The sequence below is a fragment of the Micromonospora lupini str. Lupac 08 genome, from assembly GCF_000297395.2.
In the GTDB taxonomy this organism is placed as follows: Bacteria; Actinomycetota; Actinomycetes; order Mycobacteriales; family Micromonosporaceae; genus Micromonospora; species Micromonospora lupini.
Map to the genome: position 1 here is coordinate 2282752 of NZ_HF570108.1, position 19741 is coordinate 2302492.

18 protein-coding genes and 1 riboswitch are annotated in these 19741 nt (G+C 72.6%); of the genes, 11 read left to right on the plus strand and 7 right to left on the minus strand.

All coding sequences use genetic code 11. The features are described from left to right. Positions 1–23 precede the first annotated feature (23 nt). Complete coding sequence (locus MILUP08_RS11650; RefSeq protein WP_007457794.1) at positions 24–533, minus strand: GNAT family N-acetyltransferase; 510 nt, start codon at positions 531–533, stop codon at positions 24–26. A gap of 99 nt (positions 534–632) precedes the next feature. On the opposite strand from MILUP08_RS11650, the gene MILUP08_RS11655 reads away from it, so the two are divergent. The 4 genes from MILUP08_RS11655 to MILUP08_RS11670 are packed head-to-tail and all read left to right on the plus strand — an operon-like array spanning position 633 to position 3375. Next, the gene (locus MILUP08_RS11655) at positions 633–884 is read left to right on the plus strand and encodes an acyl carrier protein (protein ID WP_039905832.1); all 252 of its coding nucleotides are present in this window, start codon (positions 633–635) and stop codon (positions 882–884) included. Further along, positions 881–2173: an AMP-binding protein gene (locus MILUP08_RS11660; RefSeq protein ID WP_007457797.1), complete on the plus strand. Its 1293-nt coding sequence runs from the start codon at positions 881–883 to the stop codon at positions 2171–2173. Before MILUP08_RS11655 ends, MILUP08_RS11660 begins: the two co-directional genes overlap by 4 nt. Continuing rightward, a complete protein-coding gene (locus tag MILUP08_RS11665) occupies positions 2166–2921 on the plus strand; it encodes an SDR family NAD(P)-dependent oxidoreductase (protein ID WP_007457799.1) in 756 nt (251 codons plus the stop codon). The genes MILUP08_RS11660 and MILUP08_RS11665 overlap by 8 nt, the downstream gene beginning before the upstream one ends. A gap of 28 nt (positions 2922–2949) precedes the next feature. Then, entirely contained in the window at positions 2950–3375 is a 426-nt protein-coding gene (locus MILUP08_RS11670) for a hypothetical protein (protein WP_007457801.1), read from the plus strand. 59 nt (positions 3376–3434) lie between these two features. On the opposite strand, the gene pseI is transcribed toward MILUP08_RS11670, so the two are convergent. Both pseI and MILUP08_RS11680 read right to left on the minus strand, forming a co-directional pair. After that, complete coding sequence (gene pseI / locus MILUP08_RS11675; protein ID WP_007457803.1) at positions 3435–4487, minus strand: pseudaminic acid synthase; 1053 nt, start codon at positions 4485–4487, stop codon at positions 3435–3437. A gap of 133 nt (positions 4488–4620) precedes the next feature. After that, positions 4621–5805: a glycosyltransferase family 2 protein gene (locus MILUP08_RS11680; RefSeq protein WP_007457806.1), complete on the minus strand. Its 1185-nt coding sequence runs from the start codon at positions 5803–5805 to the stop codon at positions 4621–4623. Positions 5806–6052: 247 nt separating this feature from the next. Between MILUP08_RS11680 and MILUP08_RS11685 the strand changes: the two genes are divergently transcribed. From MILUP08_RS11685 to MILUP08_RS11705, 5 genes are all read left to right on the plus strand, one after another. After that, positions 6053–7318 (plus strand): acyltransferase family protein, encoded by a 1266-nt coding sequence (locus tag MILUP08_RS11685; protein WP_007457808.1) that lies wholly within the window; start codon positions 6053–6055, stop codon positions 7316–7318. A gap of 93 nt (positions 7319–7411) precedes the next feature. Further along, on the plus strand, positions 7412–7858 hold the full coding sequence (locus MILUP08_RS11690) for a hypothetical protein (RefSeq protein WP_007457811.1): 447 nt from the start codon (positions 7412–7414) through the stop codon (positions 7856–7858). A gap of 277 nt (positions 7859–8135) precedes the next feature. Next, positions 8136–8906, plus strand: coding sequence for a hypothetical protein (locus MILUP08_RS11695; protein ID WP_007457813.1), 771 nt, complete (start codon positions 8136–8138; stop codon positions 8904–8906). A gap of 285 nt (positions 8907–9191) precedes the next feature. Continuing rightward, positions 9192–9332, plus strand: a riboswitch (cyclic di-AMP (ydaO/yuaA leader). 232 nt (positions 9333–9564) lie between these two features. Continuing rightward, positions 9565–10407 carry a C39 family peptidase gene (locus MILUP08_RS11700; protein ID WP_193376572.1) on the plus strand — a complete coding sequence of 281 codons (843 nt, stop codon included), beginning with the start codon at positions 9565–9567 and terminating at the stop codon, positions 10405–10407. A gap of 117 nt (positions 10408–10524) precedes the next feature. Next, a complete protein-coding gene (locus MILUP08_RS11705) occupies positions 10525–11271 on the plus strand; it encodes an alpha/beta fold hydrolase (protein ID WP_007457820.1) in 747 nt (248 codons plus the stop codon). A 4-nt stretch (positions 11272–11275) separates the two neighbouring features. Here the strand turns inward: MILUP08_RS11705 and MILUP08_RS11710 are convergent, their stop codons facing one another. The 4 genes from MILUP08_RS11710 to MILUP08_RS11725 all read right to left on the minus strand — a co-directional run bounded on the left by MILUP08_RS11710 (position 11276) and on the right by MILUP08_RS11725 (position 16344). After that, positions 11276–12946, minus strand: coding sequence for a CDP-glycerol glycerophosphotransferase family protein (locus MILUP08_RS11710; RefSeq protein ID WP_007457822.1), 1671 nt, complete (start codon positions 12944–12946; stop codon positions 11276–11278). A 39-nt stretch (positions 12947–12985) separates the two neighbouring features. Next, on the minus strand, positions 12986–14491 hold the full coding sequence (locus MILUP08_RS11715) for a bifunctional cytidylyltransferase/SDR family oxidoreductase (RefSeq protein WP_007457824.1): 1506 nt from the start codon (positions 14489–14491) through the stop codon (positions 12986–12988). Between the two features lie 145 nt (positions 14492–14636). Continuing rightward, positions 14637–15446: an ABC transporter ATP-binding protein gene (locus MILUP08_RS11720; protein WP_377556420.1), complete on the minus strand. Its 810-nt coding sequence runs from the start codon at positions 15444–15446 to the stop codon at positions 14637–14639. A gap of 4 nt (positions 15447–15450) precedes the next feature. Then, positions 15451–16344, minus strand: coding sequence for an ABC transporter permease (locus MILUP08_RS11725; RefSeq protein ID WP_007457828.1), 894 nt, complete (start codon positions 16342–16344; stop codon positions 15451–15453). Positions 16345–16561: 217 nt separating this feature from the next. Between MILUP08_RS11725 and MILUP08_RS11730 the strand changes: the two genes are divergently transcribed. Both MILUP08_RS11730 and MILUP08_RS11735 read left to right on the plus strand, forming a co-directional pair. Further along, complete coding sequence (locus MILUP08_RS11730) at positions 16562–17161, plus strand: TetR/AcrR family transcriptional regulator (protein WP_039907779.1); 600 nt, start codon at positions 16562–16564, stop codon at positions 17159–17161. A 139-nt stretch (positions 17162–17300) separates the two neighbouring features. Beyond that, positions 17301–19448 carry a DUF6077 domain-containing protein gene (locus MILUP08_RS11735; protein ID WP_007457832.1) on the plus strand — a complete coding sequence of 716 codons (2148 nt, stop codon included), beginning with the start codon at positions 17301–17303 and terminating at the stop codon, positions 19446–19448. Positions 19449–19741: the final 293 nt, after the last annotated feature.

The window sequence follows — 19741 nt, forward strand, 5'->3', positions numbered from 1 at the left end:
CATTGCGGGAATTGCGTCGACAATCAGCGCTGGCGACGGTCGTCCCGAGCCAGCGAAATCGGGATGACGGTGATTTCCCGACCGTCGGACAACTCCTGTCGCGGCGTGCCCTCGACGAATCGGAAACGCCTGTTCATCTGCCGCACGACGGTGTTGTGTTCCAGCACCTCCCCGTCGAGCCGCTCCAGGTGCAGCCCGTCGAAGGCGTACTCCACGGCCTCCCGCATCACCGCGAGCCAGGCCGGCAGTGTCTCGCCGCGCTCGGCCAGCCCGTCGGCGTCCAGGTAGAAGCCCCACGCGCCGGTCCGTGGGCCGTCCAACCGCAGGTCGAAGAAGGTGACCACGCCGCAGGGCGTGTCGTCGCGGACGTACACCAGCACCCGCCGCGTCGGGTCGTCGCGCACCGCCGACCACCACCGCGCGTGCTCCTCGGCGGTGATCTCGTGGCTGGTCTTGCTGACCTGACGGTTGGTTTCCTGATTACGCCAGGACAACATCAGATGAACGTCGTCCGCCGTCGCTTCGCGCAGCACGTGCTCTCGCTTTCCTGTCTGTTCACGTCCGGTCGGAGCACCTTACCCGGGCCCACCTGGAAAGCAGTTATCCAATTGCTGGGTTGTACACTTCCGCGCATGAACGAATTGAGTCGCGCGCAGATCCGCGACCTCATGGCTCAGGTGTTGAAGAACCAGGACAAGGAGTTGCCCGCCGACGACGCGGCGCAGCTGCGGGACATCGGCTTCCGCTCCCTGGACTTCTCCGAGCTGGCCCTGCGGGTGGAGGACGAGACGGGGGAGGAGCTCAACTTCGACGCCCCCGGCCTGCGCCGCATCGCCACCGTCTCCGACGTCCTCGACTTCCTCGTCGAGTTGCAGCAGCAGTGACCGTCGCGACACCCCGCCCGGCCGTCGCCGGCCCGGAACCGGCCGGTGTCGACAACCGGCTCGTCGTGGGCGGCACCCCGCTGACCTGGCGGACGTTGCCGACGCCGACGCTGTCCGACCCCGCCGCGGTGCTGGCGCACTCCGCCGGGCACGCGCTCGCCGCCGCGCGGCAGCATGCCGTGCACGGCACCGAGCTGCTGCTCAGCACCGCGAGCCGGGTCGACGCCACGATGCGCGCCGAGCTGCTGGACGCCGGGTTCACCGTCACCGAACTCGACGACGACGGCGTACGCCCCAGCGCACCGGCCCGGCCGCGTACCGCCGAGCCGGGCCGGCTGTGGCTGCTCACCTCCGGTTCGACGGGCCGTCCCAAGCGGGTCGGCCACACCCTCGACACGTTGACCACCGTGCGGGCCGACCAGCCCGACCGGACGTGGCTGTGCCCCTACGCGCCCGGCACGTACGCCTGGTGGCAGGTGGTGACCCTGTCGCTGACCCAGCCCGGCCAGCACCTGGTGGTGGTCGAGCCGGACGAGCTGGACGACTGGCCCGCGGTCGCCGCCGCGCACGGGGTCGACGCCGCGTCCGGCACACCGACCTTCTGGCGGCGCACCCTCTACCGGGACGCCGCCGCGCTGGCCCGGGTGCCGCTGCGCCAGCTCACCCTGGGCGGCGAGCCGGTGGACCAGGCGATCCTGGACCAGTTGCGGGACGTCTTTCCCGCCGCGCGGATCTCCTGGATCTACGCGTCCTCCGAGGTGGGCGCGTCCATCGTGGTGCACGACGGGCGGGCCGGGTTCCCGGTCGAGTGGCTGGACCGGGAAACCCCCGGCCGACCCACCCTCTCCGTCCACGACGACGAGCTGGTCGTCACCTCCCCGTACCACGGGGCCGGGCTGGCCGGCCCGGTGCGCACCGGGGACCGTGTGCAGGTCGTCGACGGGCGGGTGCTGATCACCGGCCGGCTCGACTCCGACGAGATCAACGTCGGTGGCAGCAAGGTCTCCGCCGGTGTGGTCCGCGGCGTGTTGACCGGGCACCCCGGCGTGGCCTGGGCCCGGGTCACCGGCCGTCGCGCCCCGGTGCTCGGCCGGATGGTGGTCGCCGACGTGGTCCTCACCCCGCCCGACGGTCCCGCCGACCCGGCCGACCGTTCGACCACCGGCGTGCCGGACGAGGCGGCGCTGGTTCGCTGGTGCGCCGACCGGCTGCCCGAGCACGCGGTGCCCCGCAGGATCCGCGTGCTGACCGAGATCCCCGTCAAGGAGACCCTGAAGAGCGATGTCTGACACCGCCGACACCCAGCTCGTTCCCCCCAGCTCCGTGGTCCTCGTCTCCGGCGGTTCCCGAGGGCTGGGCCTGGCCATCGTCACCGACCTGCTCGACGCGGGCGTACGGGTGGCCGCGTTCGCCCGTACCGTCACGCCGGAGCTGGAGAAGCTCGCCGCCGAGCACCCCGACCGGGTGCACGTCGGCGCGGTCGACGTCACCGATCTGCGTGCCGCCCAGGGCTTCGTCCGCGAGGTGGAGCAGCGTCTCGGCCCGATCGACGGCCTCGTCAACAACGCAGCCGTCGGGCAGGACTCCCTGCACGTGCACACCGCCACCGACGACATCGCCCGGATCATCGAGACCAACCTGACCGCGCCACTGCACCTGACCCGGCTGGTGATCCGCCGAATGCTCGGCAAAGGGCTGCGCGGGCGGATCGTCAACATCACCTCGATCTGCGCGCAACGCGGCTTCCCGGGCCTGGTCGCGTACTCGGCCACCAAGGGCGGCATGGACGCCGCCACCCGCTCGCTCGCCCGTGAGCTCGGCGGGCGGATGCTCGTCAACGCGGTGGCGCCCGGCTTCTTCGCCTCGGAGATGTCCGCCGTGCTCGGCCCGACCCAGCTCGACCAGATCGTGCGCCGCACCCCCACCGGCCACCTGACCGAGCCGGTGGAGGTCGTACCCGTGGTGCGGATGCTGCTGCGCGACCAGACCAACATCAACGGCCAGGTCATCGTGGTGGACGGTGCCGCCTCCATCTGACCCGGACCGGCCAGGCCGGCCTCGCCCGGTGCCGGGGCTGCTCGTCGCCGCCGAGCGGCACCTGCGCGTCGGCGTCCCCGCCGACCTGGCCGGCGCGGTGACCCGCAGCCACCTCGCCGACGGACGCTGCGTCGGCTGGTACGGCCCGCCGACGCCCGGTTGGCGGGTGGCGATCGACGCGGAACGCGCGGACGCCCCGGTGCCCCCGGCCCTGGCCCGTCGCTTCGGCACGGCGGACTTCTGGGCACGATGGACCCGGGCCGAGTGCTGGTGCAAGCTGGCCGACGTGCCGGTGGCGGCCTGGTGGCGTCGCTACGGCCTGGGGACGCCCGCCGACGGCACGGCCGTCTGGCGCACGCTACGGATGGCCGACCTGGTGGTCACCGTCGGCTTCGCCCCGACGTCTGCGCCTGCGCGGGCTTCTGCGCCTGCGCGGGCTTCTGCGCGGGGCTGACGCGTCGAGGTCCGGCGGTGCCCGACGCCCACTTCAGGGCGCCGGGCACGGCCGTACGCTCAGATCAGGTCCCAGCTCAGCGGAGTGCCGCGCGGGACGTCGGTGGCGAAGGTGCGGCCCAGCACCCGGTCGATCTCCACCGGTGCCAGCCCGCCGGCCGGCCGGATCGACCGGACGTTGCGCGCGGTCACCGGGTCGCCGGCGCGCACGTCCTCGACCACGAACAGCGAACGGCGGAACCGCAGCCCCTCGCGCTCGGCCGGTGTCGGGCCGATCGCGGTGCCGCCCAGCGCCGCGTACGCCCGGCCCGACTCGGCGACAAGCGCCGTCAGCTCCGCCGGGTTCAACGAGAAGTCCGAGTCCACGCCGCCGTCGGCCCGGTCCAGGGTCACGTGCTTCTCGATGAAGCAGGCGCCCAGCGCCACCGAGGCGACCGCCACACCGATGCCGGGCGTGTGGTCGGAGAGCCCGACCGCGACGTCGAACGCGCCGGCCAACACGGGCAGGCGGCGCAGGTTGCTGTCGGCGGGCGGCGCCGGGTAGGACGCGGTGCAGGCCAGCAACACGATGCCCACCGCGCCACCGTCGCGGGCGGTGCGTACGGCGGCGTCGATCTCGGCCATCGTCGCCATCCCGGTCGAGATCACCATCGGCTTGCCGGTGCTTGCCACCAACCGGATCAGCGGCAGGTCCACAAGCTCCGACGAAGCGATCTTGTACGCCGGCGCGTCCAGCGACTCCAGCAGCTCCACGGCTGTCGCGTCGAACGGTGACGAGAAGACCGTCAGCCCGCGCTCCCGGGCCCGCGCGAAGATCGGGGCGTGCCACTCGTACGGGGTGTGCGCCCGCTCGTAGAGGCGGTACAGGTTCTCCCCGCCCCACAGCTCGTGCCCGCTGGAGATACGGAAGGCCGGGGTGTCGACGTCGATCGTGATCGTGTCCGGCCGGTACGTCTGGAGCTTGAGCGCGTGCGCCCCGCTCTCGGCCACCGCGTCGACGATGGCCAGCGCCCGGTCCAGGTCGCCGTTGTGGTTACCGGACATCTCGGCGACCACGAAGGGTCGCTCCCCGGCACCGACCGCGTGCGGTCCGATCTTGATTGTCGCCGTCATTCCGACCTCTGCTCAGGTACGCCCGCACCGGGGTGCGGTGGTGCTGTCGTCGTCCACCCGACGGGCGGACGACCTGGAAAACTCCGGCGCCGGGAGCCGCAGCGGCTCCCGGCGTGGTGTGCGGTGCGACGGGTCACGGCAGGCGACCGCCGGCCAGCGCGCCCGACCGCTCCGACGTGACCTCGCCAGCGGTGTGCCCGGCGTCCGACCTGCTCGCGGGCGTCGCCGGTCGGGAGGGATCGTCGTCGGCCGACGGCGACCCCGTGCTCCCGTCGGCGCCGGCCGGCCCGGGCCGGCGCAGCCGCCCCGCCACCCGGTGCGCCTGGCGCAGCGCCGAGTACGCCAGCCAGTCACCGCGCCCCACCAGGCGGTGCTTGAGTCCGGTCACGCCCGGGGGCATCGGATAGCCGTCGGCGGGCAGGTAACGGCGGTAGTGCTCGGCGACCCGGTGGAAGAAGGCCCGCCGCAGGTGCGGGTGCAGCCGGCCGTCGTTGCCGACCACCACGAGGTAGTGGCTGATCATCAGCTGGAACAGTTCGGCGTGCAGGTCCCCGTCGTCCGGGTGCCGGCGGCGGACCCAGTCCATCAGCCGCTCGTACTGGCCGAACGCGTCGAAGTGCCGCCCGCTGCGGGTGGAGGTGATCGCGCCCTGACGACCCTGCCGGTAGAGGTAGCAGACCCGGTCCAGCACGGAGATCTTCTCCGCGCCGATCAGCAGGGGATGGCTGAACGGGATGTCCTCGTACCAGCCGGGGAAGAAGCGCAGCTCCAACTCGTCGAGGAAGGCCCGGCGGACGACCTTGTTCCACGCGGTGTGCTGCACCCGCAGCAACTGCGGCTGGTCGGCCATCCGGACCACGCCCGGCACACCGCGCAGCAGGTGGCTGCTCGCGTCGGCCTCACGCCGCCCGTCCTCGTGCACCCGCAGGTGGTCAAGCATCAGCACGTCGGGTTGGTGCTCGCGCAGCCGGTCCAGCACCGCCGCGATAGTGCCCGGCGGCAGCCAGTCGTCGCTGTCGACGAACCAGACGTACCGGCCGGTGGCCACGTCGAGGCCCGCGTTGCGGGCCAGGCCCAGACCCACGTTGCTGCTCAGGTGTACGACGCGGACGCCGTCGCGCCCGGCGGCGTAGGACCGCAGCATCGTTCCGCAGCCGTCGGGGGAGGCGTCGTCGACGGCGATCAGCTCGACCGCGTCCGACTCACCCGCTGGGATGTCCGCCCGGATCGACTCGAGGCACTGGTACAGGTACGCCTCGACGCCGTAGACGGGCACGACGATGCTCAGCAGCGGCGCGTGCGTCGGCTCATTGACCACGTCGCCACCTTCGACGACGCGAATGGCCAGCCCCGGAACCACACGTGGCCGAGGACTGTGGAATCACTGAACACCCGCGAAGCGGAAGGTTAACAACGGCCGTCCGGTTCACCCGGGAGTGACCCGGTAGGGTGCCTCGGTGCGGTCCTGCAGGGCCGTCGCGGGCGTCGCCGTCGCGCCGTCCGACGCCGCGCGCCGAGGAGGAGACGTACGTGCTGGTGACCCTGCGAAGCGTCGGGACCCCGGCATGACGAGCACCACCGACGCGCCGGCCGCGCCGCCCGCGCCCACCGTCGCCCGGCTGCCCTCCCTGACGGGGCTGCGGTGGATCGCCGCGCTGCTGGTCTTCGGATTCCACGCCGGGACGATGCGGATCATCGCCGAACCGGACTACAAGGCGGTGATCGACGCGCTGTTCACCCTCGGCCTGTCCGGGGTGCAGTTCTTCTTCATCCTCAGCGGCTTCGTGCTGGTCTGGTCGGCCCGCCCGGGCGGCTCCCGGCTGACCTTCTGGCGGCGGCGGATCGCGAAGATCTATCCGAACCACCTGGTGCTGTTCGCCGCCACGCTGGGGGTCGCCTGGTGGTTCGCCGACCCCGTCCTGCCGGCGGCCGCGGTGGAGAACCTGCTGCTGTTGCAGGCGTGGGACCCGAGGCCCGGCTGGTTCTACAGCATCAACACGGTGAGCTGGTCGCTGTCCTGCGAGTTCTTCTTCTACCTGTGCCTACCGCTGGCGCTGCCCCTGCTGCGCCGCGCCCGGCCGTCGGTGCTCTGGACGCTGATCATCGCGTTGCCGCTGCTGATCCTCGCGCTCTGGCCGGCGCAGCACCTGGTGCCCGAGGTCAGCCGCTGGTGGTTCACCCAGATCTTCCCGCCGGCGCGGTCGCTGGAGTTCTGGCTGGGCGCGGTGGCGGCGGAACTGATGCTGCGCGGCCTCTGGCGCGGGCCACGGCTCACGGCGGCCACCGCGATCTTCGTGGTCACCTGGGTGACCGCCGCGCAGTGGATCCCCGCCCAGTGGTGGACCACCCTGCTCGCCGTCGCGTACCTGCTGGTGATCACCGCTGCCGCCGACGCGGACGTGAGCGGCCGGCGCTCGCCGTGGCGCTCCCGCCCGCTGGTCTGGCTCGGCGAGGTCTCCTTCGCCTTCTACCTGGTGCACGTGCTGGTCATGACGAGCGTGCTGCGGTACAGCGGCGACTGGGGGACCGGCTTCCGGGGCTGGCGCGGCCCGGCGGTGGTGCTCGGATTCCTGCTGGTGAACCTGGTGCTCGCCGGGTTGCTGCACCGCTTCGTCGAGACCCCGATGATGCGCCGGCTCGCGCCGCGCCGCCCGAGGCGACCACCGGTCGTCCCCCGACAGCGAGCCGGCGACACCGACACCGCTGTGGGCGGCAGCGCACAAGCCGCCGTCGCGGATGCCCGCGGAGCCGAAGCCGGCAGCGCCCCGACCGACGCCGGTGGCGGCAGCGGTCGGACCGACGAACGATCGTCGTACGTCGACCTGCGCTGACCCGTCCACCCTGGTCGGAAGCGGTCGGCGCGGCGTGGGCCGACACGCCCGGCGTCGATGCGCGTGGGTCGCCGTCGGCGGTAGCGTGGGAACGTGCTTCCGGTCGCGCTCACCTGTCCCCTGTGGTGGGTGGCGCGCTGGGCGACACGGGTGCTGACCAGCCTCGCTGTCATCGCCGCCCTGGCCCTCGGCGCCGCCGCGCCCCTTCCCGGCTCGCCGGCGCCGACCGCCGCGGCGTCGACGTTCGCCGTCGAGCCGCCCGCGTCGTCCGACCGACCCGCCGTAACCGCCACCCGGCCCGCGCCGCCCACCGTCGACGGCCAGGCCGTCCCCCGCGACAGCGCCACCGTCGGCGAGGCTGGCTCGGCGTGGTCGGCCGACCCGCCGCCTGTGCTGCACGGCCGTCCGGGCGACCTGCCCGCCGCGTCGACAGGCGTGGCGTCGGCGCCTGCGACCTCCGACTGGTCACCCCGCGTCGACACCGCGGGCAGCCGGGCTCCCCGGGCCCCACCGGAGCGGCGCATCACACCGGGCCGCTGACCCCACCCGGGCCGCTGACCCCACCCGGGCCGCTGACCCGCCCGGGCCGCACCCATCGGGCCGCAGCAGCCTCACCCGGGCCGCTGACCCGTACCGGGCTCTGACGCCCAGGGCCCCCGCTCCGCACGGAAGCACCGAGCCGTCAGACCGGAGCACCGAGGCGCCGGGCCCAGCGTCCCGCCGCACCTGTCGACACACCAACTCCACACCAGCCGACCCGTGGGCCATCGACCCTCGTTCGGCTTCCCCATCGCAACGTGCCTCCGAGGTGCCGACAATGGAAACCGTCGTCTTCTATCAGTTCCTGACCGAGGTGCCCCAGGCTGCCGCCATCTGGTCGGCCCTGTTCCTGCTGGCACTGACCGTCCTCGCCGTGCTGGTGGCCCGTCCGGAGCGGGACTCGCCGGCGTCCGAGCCGGCGCCGCCGGCACCCACCCCCCGCGAGGTGGCCGCCGCCGAGGTCGCCGATCTGCGCCGGTACGCCGAGGAGGTGGCCGTGGCCGCCGCCCGCGCCGCCCAGACCGCCCGGCGACGACGCGCTGACTGGCTGATCACTCAGGAGGAGGCGCAGGGGGCCTGGTCCCGGTACGACGAGGCGGACACCGCGGCCCGCCGCCTCGCCGGCGCCGGTGCGCTGCCGACCCCGCGTACCCCGCACACCCCTGCCGAGTACGCCGCACGGGAGCGCTACCTGCACCGCGCCGCGATGGCCGCGCACTGGCGTGGAGAGTTGACCATGGCGCAGCTCGCGGACGTGTTCGGGCACCGGCGCGGCTGGGATCCCCGCCGGCACCCGGTCGAGCAGGAGGTGCGGCTCATCCGGGCGATCCGTGACGCGCGGCTGGCCGACCACCGGGCAGCCGCCGAGCGGGAGCGGTCGGCCTGGCGGGACGCGGAGCTGGCCGCGGAGTCGGCGCGCGCCCTCGCCGAGGAGGCGTACGCGGCGACGGCCCGGTTGTGGCCGGACCCGGTGCCGTCCCGTCGCGCGACGATCGGGGCGTCGCGTCCGGCCGTCGTGGCGCGCTGGCGTCCGGTCCGGGCGGGTTGAGCCCGATCTGTTATGTGAGGCCGGTCACCGGCAGCGAAAATCGGGCGACCGGCTCGATCGGTGGGCATTGTTCCCGCAATTGTCGCGGTGTTTCCAGCGGCCTGTCCGGTTGTCGCCCATGGACGCCTCGGCAACCGGTTGTCCCATCGAGTCACGTCAGCGGCAATACGCGCAGAAATTGTCGCGCCGGACGACGTTCACGCAGGTGGACACCGCTTGGCAGGGTGAGTCTCGGCCAGTACTGTCGTCCCGTCCGGTGCGGTAACCGATCGCAGGATGCGACGCCGCGCCGACCCGCTCAATCGTGATCAACGAACCGGGGACCCACAGTAAGTCCGGGGTGAATCCGCGAGCCACGGCCCGCGGTAGGGCGATCTTCCCGCCCGAATCCGTCAGCTAACCCGGTAGGCGGTGACGGAAGGAGTTCCATCCTCGTGCAGCACCTTTCCACCCCTCGATTGTTCCCACGCCTCCACGGCGTCGCGGTGCCCCCGCTCATCCGCCTCGTGACGGTGAGCTGACCCCCCGGGTCGCCGCCTTTTCCGCCCGGCCGCGCCGGGCGATCCCCTGAGCGGTTCACCATCCGCGGACGACGGTCCGCGCGCTGGCGCCTGCCCGGATACCGGCCGCGCCCGGTGTGCCGCTCTCCCCCCGAACCGTGGAGGACCCCGTGAAGCACACCCTGCAGCGTCAGCTCCGTCGCCTCGCGACCGAGCGCCCGTACCAGATCGTCGCCGCCTCCGCCGCGGCCCTCGCGATCGCCACCACGACCGGTGTCCTGCTCGCCGACGCCGATGGAGCCCCGGCCAGCGAGCACACCGCGACCACAGTCGCCGAGATGCGCAGCGACGCCATCGCATCGCGCGGCCAGGCACGCGTCGCGCCCTCCTCGGCCGCGCCGAGCACCGCCGCCCCGGCCACCAGTGCCGCCTCGCCCGCCGCGAAGGCCACGAGCAACCCCGACCTCACCCGTAAGCCGACGCCCCCGAAGCCGCCCGCGACCAAGGTGCTCGACTACGACTACGAGGCGCAGAACACGTACTACAACTGCGGCCCGGCAGCCACCCGCAACGCCCTCAGCGCCAGCGGCATCGACCGTACGCAGGAGGAGCTCGGCGCCGAGCTGGGCACCACCGAGATGGGCACCAACTCGGCCGAGGACACCACCCGGGTGCTCAACGCCGAGGTGAAGGGCTCCCCGTACCGGACCCGGATGTTCGAGGGCGCGCCCAGCCCGGCGCAGATGGACCGTCTCCAAGCCGACGTCGTCAAGGCCATCACCGACGGCCGCGGCGTGGTCGCCAACGTCGTCGGCGACGCCACCGACACCGACGGCGGCTGGCACTCCTACGGCGGCGGGCACTACATCGCCGTCGTGGGCTACAAGGACAACGGCCGCACCGTGCGGATCGCCGACTCGGCGAACCCGGCCGACCCGTCGTACTGGATCACCACGATCGACCTGGCCAACTGGATCGCCAGCCGGGGCTACTCCGCCTGACCCAGGCGCTGACGCCGCGGGCGCCGTCCCCCACGAGGGGCCGGTGCCCGCGGCGTCGTCGTGTCGCTGCCGATGACGGCTCTCGTACCGGGCCGTGAACCGTGGGAGACTGCGGCCGTGGTGGACGAATCGGGTGGTCACGCCGGCCGTGGGCCGATCCTGCTGCTGCTGCACGGCATGGGAGCGACGGGCGACGTGTGGCTACCCTGGGCGCCACTGCTGGAGCAGCACTGGCCAGGGCGGTGGTTGGCGCCGGATCTCGCCGGCCACGGCTGGTCGGCGCCGCTGTCGTCGTACTCCTTCGAGGCGTTCGCCCAGCGGATCGGGCAGGGCCTGGCCTCCGACGACCGCGTCGTCGTGCTCGGCCACTCGCTGGGTGGAGTGGTCGGCCTGACGCTTGCGGCCCGCGCCGCCCGGCTGCCGGTCGACGCGGTGGTCGGGTTGGGCATCAAGGCGGTCTGGTCACCCGCCGAGCTGACCCGCGCGGCGGAGCTCGCCGCCCGTCCGGTCGGCTGGTTCGCCAGCCGCGCCGAGGCCGCCCGCCGCTACCTGCGGGTCGCCGGCCTCACCGGCCTGGTCTCCCCGGACGACCCGATGGTGGACGCCGGCCTGCGTCAGGTCGACGGCCGGTGGTGGCTCGCGATGGACACGACCGCGTTCGCCGTCGGCGAGCCCGACCTGACCGGGCTGCTGGCGGCGACCGACGTGCCGGTGCTGCTGGCGCGCGGCGAGCACGACCCGATGGTCACCGACGCGCAGCTCAAGGAGTACGGCGTGCCGGTCGCCACGCTGCCGGGCCTCGGCCACAACGCGCACCTGGAGGACCCGGCCGCCGTGCTGGCGCTGCTGGACCCGTACCGCTGAGCTGCTAGACCGGTGCGGACGTGACCAGGTGCTCCGCCGGCTCCAGTTCCCCGCGCGCGGCGGTCAGGAACGCCTCGGCGTACGACTCGGCGGGGAAGTCACCCAGGTAGCGGCGGCGGGTGGCCCAGCGCTCCTCGGCCAGCGGATCGGTGTCCAGCAGTGCGGTGAGCACAGCGTCCACGTTCGACATGTCGCGCCGCAGCACGTAGCCCGACCCGGCCAGCGGGAAACGCTCGGTGAACCGGTCGCCCTCGTCGCCCATGTCGGTCACTGCGTACGGCTTGCCGGAGTAGAGGTAGTCCGAGATCACGCCGGACACGTCGGAGACCAGCGCGTCCGAGCGGTTGACGCAGTCGGTCAGGCTCAGCTCCCGGGCGGCCGCGCCGACCACGTGCTGGCGGCCGCTGCGGGCCCGGTCGGCGACGAGCAGCTCGGTCAGGCGGCCCAACTGGCGTGCCGACGCCGGGTTCTGCGCCGTGTACGGGTGAGCCCGCAGGATCACCGTCGCGCCGCGCGCCAACAGCCGTCGCAGCAGCTCCTCGGCCACCGGCAGCGAGCAGTAGTCGGCGTCGGCGTGGTGCCCCGTCCAGGTCGGGGTGTAGAGCACCGTCGGGTTCGCGAGGCCGCGCGCCGGCTCCCGGCGTACGTCGATCGACTCGACCTGCGGACGGCCCACCACGACGAACTTGTCCGCCGGGATCCGCACCCCGGCGCGGGCGTACCTGTCGATCGCCGCCGGACCCGCCACGAAGATCCGGTCGAAGATCCCCGACACCGGGTTGGCGCTCGGCGCCTTGTCGCTGTCGCCGTGGTGCAGCTGGATGTGGGTGAGCTGGGTGAACCGGACGCAGTGGCTGTTCTTCGCGCCGTGGTTGACGTAGAACGCCACCCGCAGGCTCGGCACCAGCGCCTCGTCGATCGCCCGCAGGGTGGGGCAGTAGACCACCGGAGCGTCGGTCGCCGCCGCGATGGGCGCCAGGAACTCCGGCTCACGCACCAGGACCAGGAACGGCCGGCCGATCCGCTCCAGGTACGGCAGCCACATGGTGACCTGGTACTCCGAGCCGGGCGGCGCGGAGAAGTAGAGCAGGAACTCGGGCTGGTGCCGGCGCAGCGCGCGGGCCACCGGTCCACCGCCGACGGTGGGCCGGAACCGCCGCCGGGCCAGGTCCAGCGCGACCGCCCCGGCGCCGGCGCCGACCAGGAGGCCGGCGGCCAGCGCCACGGCGGCCGGCAGCGCCAGTGCGGCGGCGACTGCCACGGCGGCGAGCAGCCCGAGCAGGGCGACGCCGAGTTGGTCGGCGATCAGCGGGGTCCAGCTGCGTACCGGCAGGTTTGCCGCCCGGACCTCCAGGTTGCCGGCGGTCCGCAGCGGTCCCACCAGGAGCACCAGCCCCAGCAGGACCAGCGCGGTGGCGGCCAGCGCCGGGTCGAACCCGTCGTCGAGCCGCCGGGAGTAGCCGACCAGGACCGCGGCGGCGATGAGCGCCGTCTCGGCGACGAGGTCGGCGCCGGGCCGGATCCGCTGCTCGGCGTACGCCGCGACAAGCGCGCCGACGGCGAGCGCCAGCCCCCACCCGGTGGCGCCGGTCAGCGCCACCACGACGAACGCCAGCACCGCCAGACCGACGCTCAGGCACCGGGCGGCCAGCTTTCGGACCAGGTCACCACGCATGTCGTTCCGTTCGCCGCCGTCGGAGTTCCGTCGCCCGCGTCAGCTCGCGGAGGTCGCGGCCGCCGCGGCCTCGGCCCGCGCCGGCTGGGCCGGCACCGACGGACCGTCACCGGGCGCCCGGCGTACGTCGATGACCTGACCGGTCAGGTCGGAGATCAGCACGTCGAGCGAGGACTGGGCGACGGCCTCCGCCGCGAGCAGGGTGTGCTCCGGCTCCTCGCCGAACGCCCGGGTCCGCATCGGGGTCGCGGTCCGCTCCGGGTTGATGCAGTTGACGCGGACGCCGACGTCGGCCCACTCGTCGGCCAGCGCCTGGGTCAGGTTGACCAGGGCGGCCTTGGTGGCCGAGTAGAGCGCGTAGCGGGCCCGACCCCGGGTGTACGAGCTGGAGGTGTAGAGCAGCAGCTGACCCTTGGTCTGTTGCAGGTACGGAAGGGCCTGCCGGGCGATGGTCACCGGGCCGACGAAGTTGACCTGCAACAGCCGGTCCATCGTCTCCTCGTCCATCTCGGCGAGGGCGCCCTTCTCCAGGATCCCGGCGGTGACCACCACGTGGTCGATCCGGCCGGTGGCCTCGAAGGCGGTCGTCAGCGCGGCCTCGACGTCCTCGGCGCGCTCCACGTGGGTGCCGGTGGTGGAGCGGCTGAACGGGAAGACCTGCGCGCCGTAGCGCTGGGCCAGCTCGGTCAGCTCGTGGCCGATGCCGTAGCTGCCGCCGAACACCACGATGGTGCGGCCGGTCAGCTCCTCGGTGTAGCTGCGGTGGTCGGTCAGCCGGGGCGCCTGCGCCGCGGCGAGCTGGAAGAGCTTGTCGGCCAGGTGCACGTCGACCGGGTGGGTGACCTTGATGTTCTCGTCCGAGCCGTCGATCACCTTGATCGGGGTTCCCGGCAGGTAGCGCAGCACCACGCCGCAGTCGTCGGTGGCGGCGAAGTCCGGGTCACCCTCGGCGATCCGGTACGCCTCGCGGATGGTGGGGGAGCGGAACGCCTGCGGGGTCTGTCCCCGGCGCAGCCGGGAGCGCACCGGGATGTCGGTGATGCAGTCGTTGTCGTCCACCTGGATGATCGTGTCGGCGGAGGGGATGGCGACGTCGACGGCGGTGTAGGTCCAGAGCGCGTTCACGCACTCGCGGACGATCCGGCCGCTGAGCAGCGGGCGTACCGCGTCGTGGAAGAGGATGTTGCAGTCGGCCGGGCCGACGGCGTCCAGCGCGATCCGGGTGGTCGCGTTGCGGGTGTCGCCACCCTCGATCACCTTCGTGACCTTGCGCAGGCCGGCCTTCTCGACGATCTGCCGGGCGTCCTCGACGTGGCCGGTGGCCATCAGCACGATGATCTCGTCGATCTCCGGGGCGGCCTCGAAGACGGCCAGGGTGTGCTCGATGATCGGCTTGCCGGCGATCTTCAGCAGCTGCTTGGGGATGCCGAGACCCAGCCGGGTCCCGGTGCCTCCGGCCAGCACCACGGCCACTGTCCGCGAGGGCCGCCACGGTACGGGGGTCTCCGTCGCGGCGTCCGGGCCAGTGGTCTGGTCCTGCGTCATTGCCGGATCCTCACTCTCTACGAATGCGTTAACGGAAGGTTCCGCCCGAGCGGCGACGGAATGAACCTTAACGCGCGGACCGCGCCGCCCCAACGCGGGCGACGCGGTCCTGGTGCCGTGTCGATGCCGGTGGTTGGCCGGCACTCTACTTGCTGTTCGCGTACGCCTCGTATGCCCGGATGACCTCGTCGGTGGGGCCGTCCATCCGGAGGACGCCCGATTCCAGCCAGATCGTCCGTTCGCAGGTGTCGCGCACCGACGAGAGCTGGTGGCTGACCAGGAACACCGTGCCGGCGCCCTCACGCAGTTCACGGACGCGCTGCTCGCTGCGCTTGCGGAAGCCCTTGTCGCCGGTGGCGAGCGCCTCGTCGATGAGCAGTACGTCGTGCCTCTTGGCGGCGGCGATGGAGAACCGCAGGCGGGCCGCCATCCCGGAGGAGTACGTGCGCATCGGCAGGCTGGCGAAGTCGCCCCGCTCGTTGATGCCGGAGAAGTCGATGATGCCCGCGGCCTGCTTGGCCACCTCGTCGGGGTGCATGCCCATCGCCAGGCAGCCGAGGACGACGTTGCGCTCACCGGAGAGGTCGTTGAGCAGCGCGGCGTTCACACCGAGCAGCGACGGCTGCCCCTGGGTGTGGATCGCGCCCCGGTTGACCGGCAGCAGGCCCGCGATGGCCCGCAGGATGGTGGACTTGCCCGACCCGTTGCTGCCGATCAGCCCGATCGCCTCGCCCCGGTACGCGGTGAACGAGACGCCCTTGACCGCGTGCACCTCCCGGACGTTCGGCGCGTTGGTGCGCTTGACCAGCCGGCGCAGCGCGGCCACCGGAGTGGTGCCACCGGTGGCGCCCTGGTGGACCCGGTAGATGATGTGCGCGTCGTCCACCACCACGGTGGGGATCCGCTCCGGCGTCAGCACGGGCAGGGACACGGTCGCCTCGTCGGCGCCCGGCAGGGAATCAACCACGGCCGTACTCCTGTTCGCCGCGCCAGAAGTAGATGTAGCCACCGATGCCGGCCACCACCGCCCATCCCGCGGCGACCAGCCAGAGCTGGGTCAGCGACTCGTTGAGCAGTGGCGCCTGCTCCAGCAGCGCGTACCGGGCCAGCTCGATGTAGACCAGCAGGGGGTTGAACTGGACAAGCGTCGTCGCCCAGCCGGGCAGCCGCTCGAAGAGGCTGACGCTGTAGAGGACGCCGGAGCCGTACATCCAGGTGCGCATGACGAACGGCATGACCTGCTTCAGGTCGCTGGCCTTGGAGCCCAGTCGGGCGACAAGCAGCACCACGCCGGCGTTGAAGACCGCCTGCAACAGCAGGGCCGGCACCAGCATCAGCCAGTCGAGGGTGATCGGCTCGCCGGTGACAAGCACGATGCCGATCAGCACCACCATCGAGGCCAGCAGTTGCTGGAACTGGGTGATCGTGGTGGACAGCGGCAGGCTGGCCCGGGGGAAGTGCAGCGCCCGGATCAGCCCGAGGTTGCTGCTGATCGACTGGGTGCCGGCCAGGATCGCGCTCTGGGTGAAGTTGAAGATGAACAACCCGGTGGTCAGGTACGCGATGAAGTTCGGGATGCTGTTCTGTGCCAGCACCACCCCGAAGATCAGGTAGTAGACCGCCGCGTTGGTAAGCGGTGTGAGCACCTGCCAGAGCTGGCCCAGCTTGGCGTTGCTGTACGAGGCGACCAGCTTGGCATTGGCGTACGCGGCGATGAAGTGCCGGTAGGCCCAGAGTCGGCGGCTGTACTCGGCGAGGGTGGGTCGCTCACCGGCGACCCGGAGCCCGTGCCGAGCGGCCAGCTGCGCCTGGGTCAGGCCCGTGTCGGGGTCGACCAGCGCGGTGGTGGCCATGGAAATGGCGCTCCGATCTTTCGTGCAGACGGGTTGCTCGCGACGATGGAATCCTAGTGGGCAGTGTGCGCGGGGCGCCGCCTCGCCGCTGCGTGGACAGTAGTCCGAAACACGTCGGGACGCAACCGTACCGTCGTTGCGCTACTGTAGTGGGCGTGACCTGCGAGAAGAGTCCTCGGTGACGACCGAGAAGAGGCGCGTGCCGGCCGGCGCGGCGGTGCTGCGCGACGAGATCACCACCGCCATCCGGCGCGCGCTCATGCAGGAGCTCGCCGCGGTCGGCTACGGCCGGCTCTCCATCGAGGCGGTGGCCCGCCGGGCCGGCGTCAGCAAGACGGCGATCTACCGCCGGTGGAGCTCGAAGCTCGACCTGGTGGTGGAGATCGTCGCCGCCGCGGCACACGGCAAGCTGCCGGTGCTGGACACCGGCACCCTGCGCGGCGACCTCGCGCTGCTGTTCCAGGCGGTGGCGCACGCGCTGCGCCATCCCCTGGCGTCGCAGATCATCCCGGACCTGCTGGCCGAGGCCGCCCGCACCCCGGCCATCGACGAGACCCTGCGTCAGGTGCTGCACGCCCGCCAGCAGGAGATCGGCGGCCGCCTGGTCAGCCGCGCCGTGCAGCGCGGCGAGCTGCCCGCCGACACCGACCCGGACACCGCCGTCGACCTCATCGTCGGCCCGCTCTACTGGCGGCTCGCCATCGCCCGGCTGCCGCTCACCGACAGCTATCTGGACGGCCTGGTCGAATCGGTGGCCGCCGGACTCGGCGCGACCAGCTCCGTACCGGTGCCGAGGGCGGCGCCGATCTCCGGCTGACCGGGCCCGCGACACCACCCGCAGCGGGGGCCGGATCCGACTGCCGCCTCCGCTAGGCTGCCCCCTTGACACCCGGCCGTCACCGAGCCGACATCCGTTTTTCGCCCTCACATCCGCCGCCGGACGACAAGGACGCCCCGTGACGAAAGTCGAAGACGCTGTTGTGGCGCCAGCGCCAGCCGACCGCAAGACCTCCCCTGGTGCGGGTGCCCGGGTGGGTGGCGGCACCAGCCGGCCCGGACGGCGTCGCGGCCTGACCGGCCGGCTCAATGCCGCCGTGGCCGCCACTCCCGTCGTGTTCACCGACGCGGCGGTGGTCGGCTTCGCCATCTGGACGCTGCTCTACCACCTCAACCTCGGCCTCAACCTGCGCCCCTCGGTCATCTTCCTCGCCTGGGTCGTGCTGCTGCCGGTCGCCGCGTACGTGGCGTGGCGGTTCCGGCGTCGAGACGCGGTCGTGTCGCGCGCCGCCGACGAGGCGGTGGCCGCGCCGGCCGAGGTGATCACGGCCGTCGACAGGGCGTCCCTGCTGCGTCGCTACGCCCTGCCGGTCGGCACCGCGGTCGCCGCAGCGCTGTTCGCCGCCGTCGGCACCGGCACGCTGAGCTGGTGGTTGGCGGCCGTGCTCGGCCTGGTCTCGGTCGTCTCCGCCTGGCTGGCCCTGTCCGGCCGCGGTGGTCCGGCCGCCACGGGCGCCGCGCCGGCCGTGCGGGAGACCACGACCACGCCGGCACAGGCGTACGTCGTCCTCGCCGTCGCACTGGCCGCCGCGTACTTCGCCACCCTCATCGGCCGGGTGTCGCTCGACGACGTCTTCTACGTCGGCAAGTCCGTCTGGGTCGCCGAGCGCGACCAGATCCCGTTCCGGGACTTCCTGTTCACCGAGGGCGTCCTGCCCGGCGGCTCGGCGAACCCGCCGCTGCCGTCCTTCGAGGTGTTCATCGGGGCGCTGGCCCGGACCCTGCACGTGCATGCCGCGTCGGCGACGTGGTATCTCCTGCTGCCGGTGCTGGCGGTCTTCGCGATCCTCGCGCTGTGGCGGCTCGTGCAGCGGTGGGCGCCGCGGCGACCGCTCGTCGTCTTCGGCGTGGCGGTGGCCTACATCCTCCTCGTCGCCTACTACGCCGACGCCCTGAACACCTACCACCTGCCCCGGCTGACCCAGGGCAAGAGCGTCTTCGTGCACGCCCTGATCCCGCTCGCGTGGGTGTACCTCACCGACTACCTGGAGCACCGTTCACGGCGCGCCCTCGTCCTGCTGGCGTTGCTCTCGGTGGCCAGCGTCGGCTACACCACCACGGCGGTCATCCTGCTGCCCCTGCTCGCGGCGGCGGCCGGCGTGGTGCTGCTCGCCACGCGACGCGTCCGGGACGCCGTCCTGTGCTTCGCGGCCGCCTCGGTCTATCCGCTGCTGTCCGGCGTGCTCGTCCAGGTCCTGCGCGGTGGAGTCGAGGAGGCCGCCGCGACGTACTCTCCGCTGCTGCCCCTGCGGACCATCTACGAGCTGACGCTGTGGCTCGGCGTGCTCGGTGTCATCGGTGGGCTCGCGGTGTGGTGGTCGCCCCTGCTGCTACGTCGTGGGGCGCCGCAGCAGCTCGCCGCCGGCGCCGCGCTGGCGGTGACGGCCCTGATGGTTCCGGGTCTTCTGAAGTTCGGCGGTGACCTGAGCGGCCTGACCGCGGTGCTCTGGCGGGTTCCGTGGATCCTGCCCGTGCCGGCGCTCGTCGGTGTGCTGGCGGTCATCCGCCTGCCCGGGCTGGCCAGGGTGAACCGGGTCCTCGCCGTCGCGCTGCCCGTCGTCCTTGTCTTCGCCTTCTACACGCAGGGCAAGCCGATGTGGGCCGGCGACCTGGTGCAGAGCAAGCCGACCTGGCGGATGCCGGAGACCCGCAAGGACGTCTCCTTCTGGATCAAGAACCTGGACCGCCCCGAGGGCCTGGTGCTCGCCCCGTCGACCATCATGCGGGCGCTTCCCCAGGTCACCACGGAGGTCCGGGTGGTGCTCCCGCGAGACCTCTACCTCACCGACTACGGGCCGGAGACGGAGTTCTCCCAGGACCGGCTGCTGCTGGCGCGCTTCGCCGACGGCCAGCCAGTCTCGATCTACGAGGTCGACGGGGCGATGCGCAGGGTGGGCGTGAGTGTGGTCTGCGTGTGGAAGACCAACACGACCGTCGCCGACGCCGCCCGCTATCTGGGGCTGGAGCGGTTCGCGTCGCGCAAGTCCCCCGGGGGGATGTACTGCTACCGCACCACGGCGGGCGCGACGCCGACCACCGGCGGCTGAACTGACCGGACAGTCACTCGCCACGGCCCGGACGCCCACCGCGTCCGGGCCGTGGCGTGACAGTCGGGGCGGCGCGGTCGATGCCCGGAATGGTGCCCGATACCCGGGTGCTGCCTCCCCGTCCCGCGACGTTAAGGTCGCAGTCACGCGTGAGCGGCCCGCTGCGTCGAAGGCGGGCCGGCCCACCCGTGGCACACTGCAATTCAGGAGCTCGGACATCGAACGTGGCGTGTGTGTGGACGGGGTCCACCCGGGTGGCAACTCCACATCGTCGCGCTGGCCCGGCGTCGTCC

Bases quoted from the DNA above. Each gene is read 5' to 3' on its own strand.
- MILUP08_RS11725 (WP_007457828.1), bottom strand. From the start codon at position 16,344: ATGGCCACCACCGCGCTGGTCGACCCCGACACGGGCCTGACCCAGGCG.
- MILUP08_RS11710 (WP_007457822.1), bottom strand. From the start codon at position 12,946: ATGCGTGGTGACCTGGTCCGAAAGCTGGCCGCCCGGTGCCTGAGCGTC.
- pseI (WP_007457803.1), bottom strand. From the start codon at position 4,487: ATGACGGCGACAATCAAGATCGGACCGCACGCGGTCGGTGCCGGGGAG.
- MILUP08_RS11715 (WP_007457824.1), bottom strand. From the start codon at position 14,491: ATGACGCAGGACCAGACCACTGGCCCGGACGCCGCGACGGAGACCCCC.
- MILUP08_RS11665 (WP_007457799.1), top strand. From the start codon at position 2,166: ATGTCTGACACCGCCGACACCCAGCTCGTTCCCCCCAGCTCCGTGGTC.
- MILUP08_RS11695 (WP_007457813.1), top strand. From the start codon at position 8,136: ATGGAAACCGTCGTCTTCTATCAGTTCCTGACCGAGGTGCCCCAGGCT.
- MILUP08_RS11655 (WP_039905832.1), top strand. From the start codon at position 633: ATGAACGAATTGAGTCGCGCGCAGATCCGCGACCTCATGGCTCAGGTG.
- MILUP08_RS11685 (WP_007457808.1), top strand. From the start codon at position 6,053: ATGACGAGCACCACCGACGCGCCGGCCGCGCCGCCCGCGCCCACCGTC.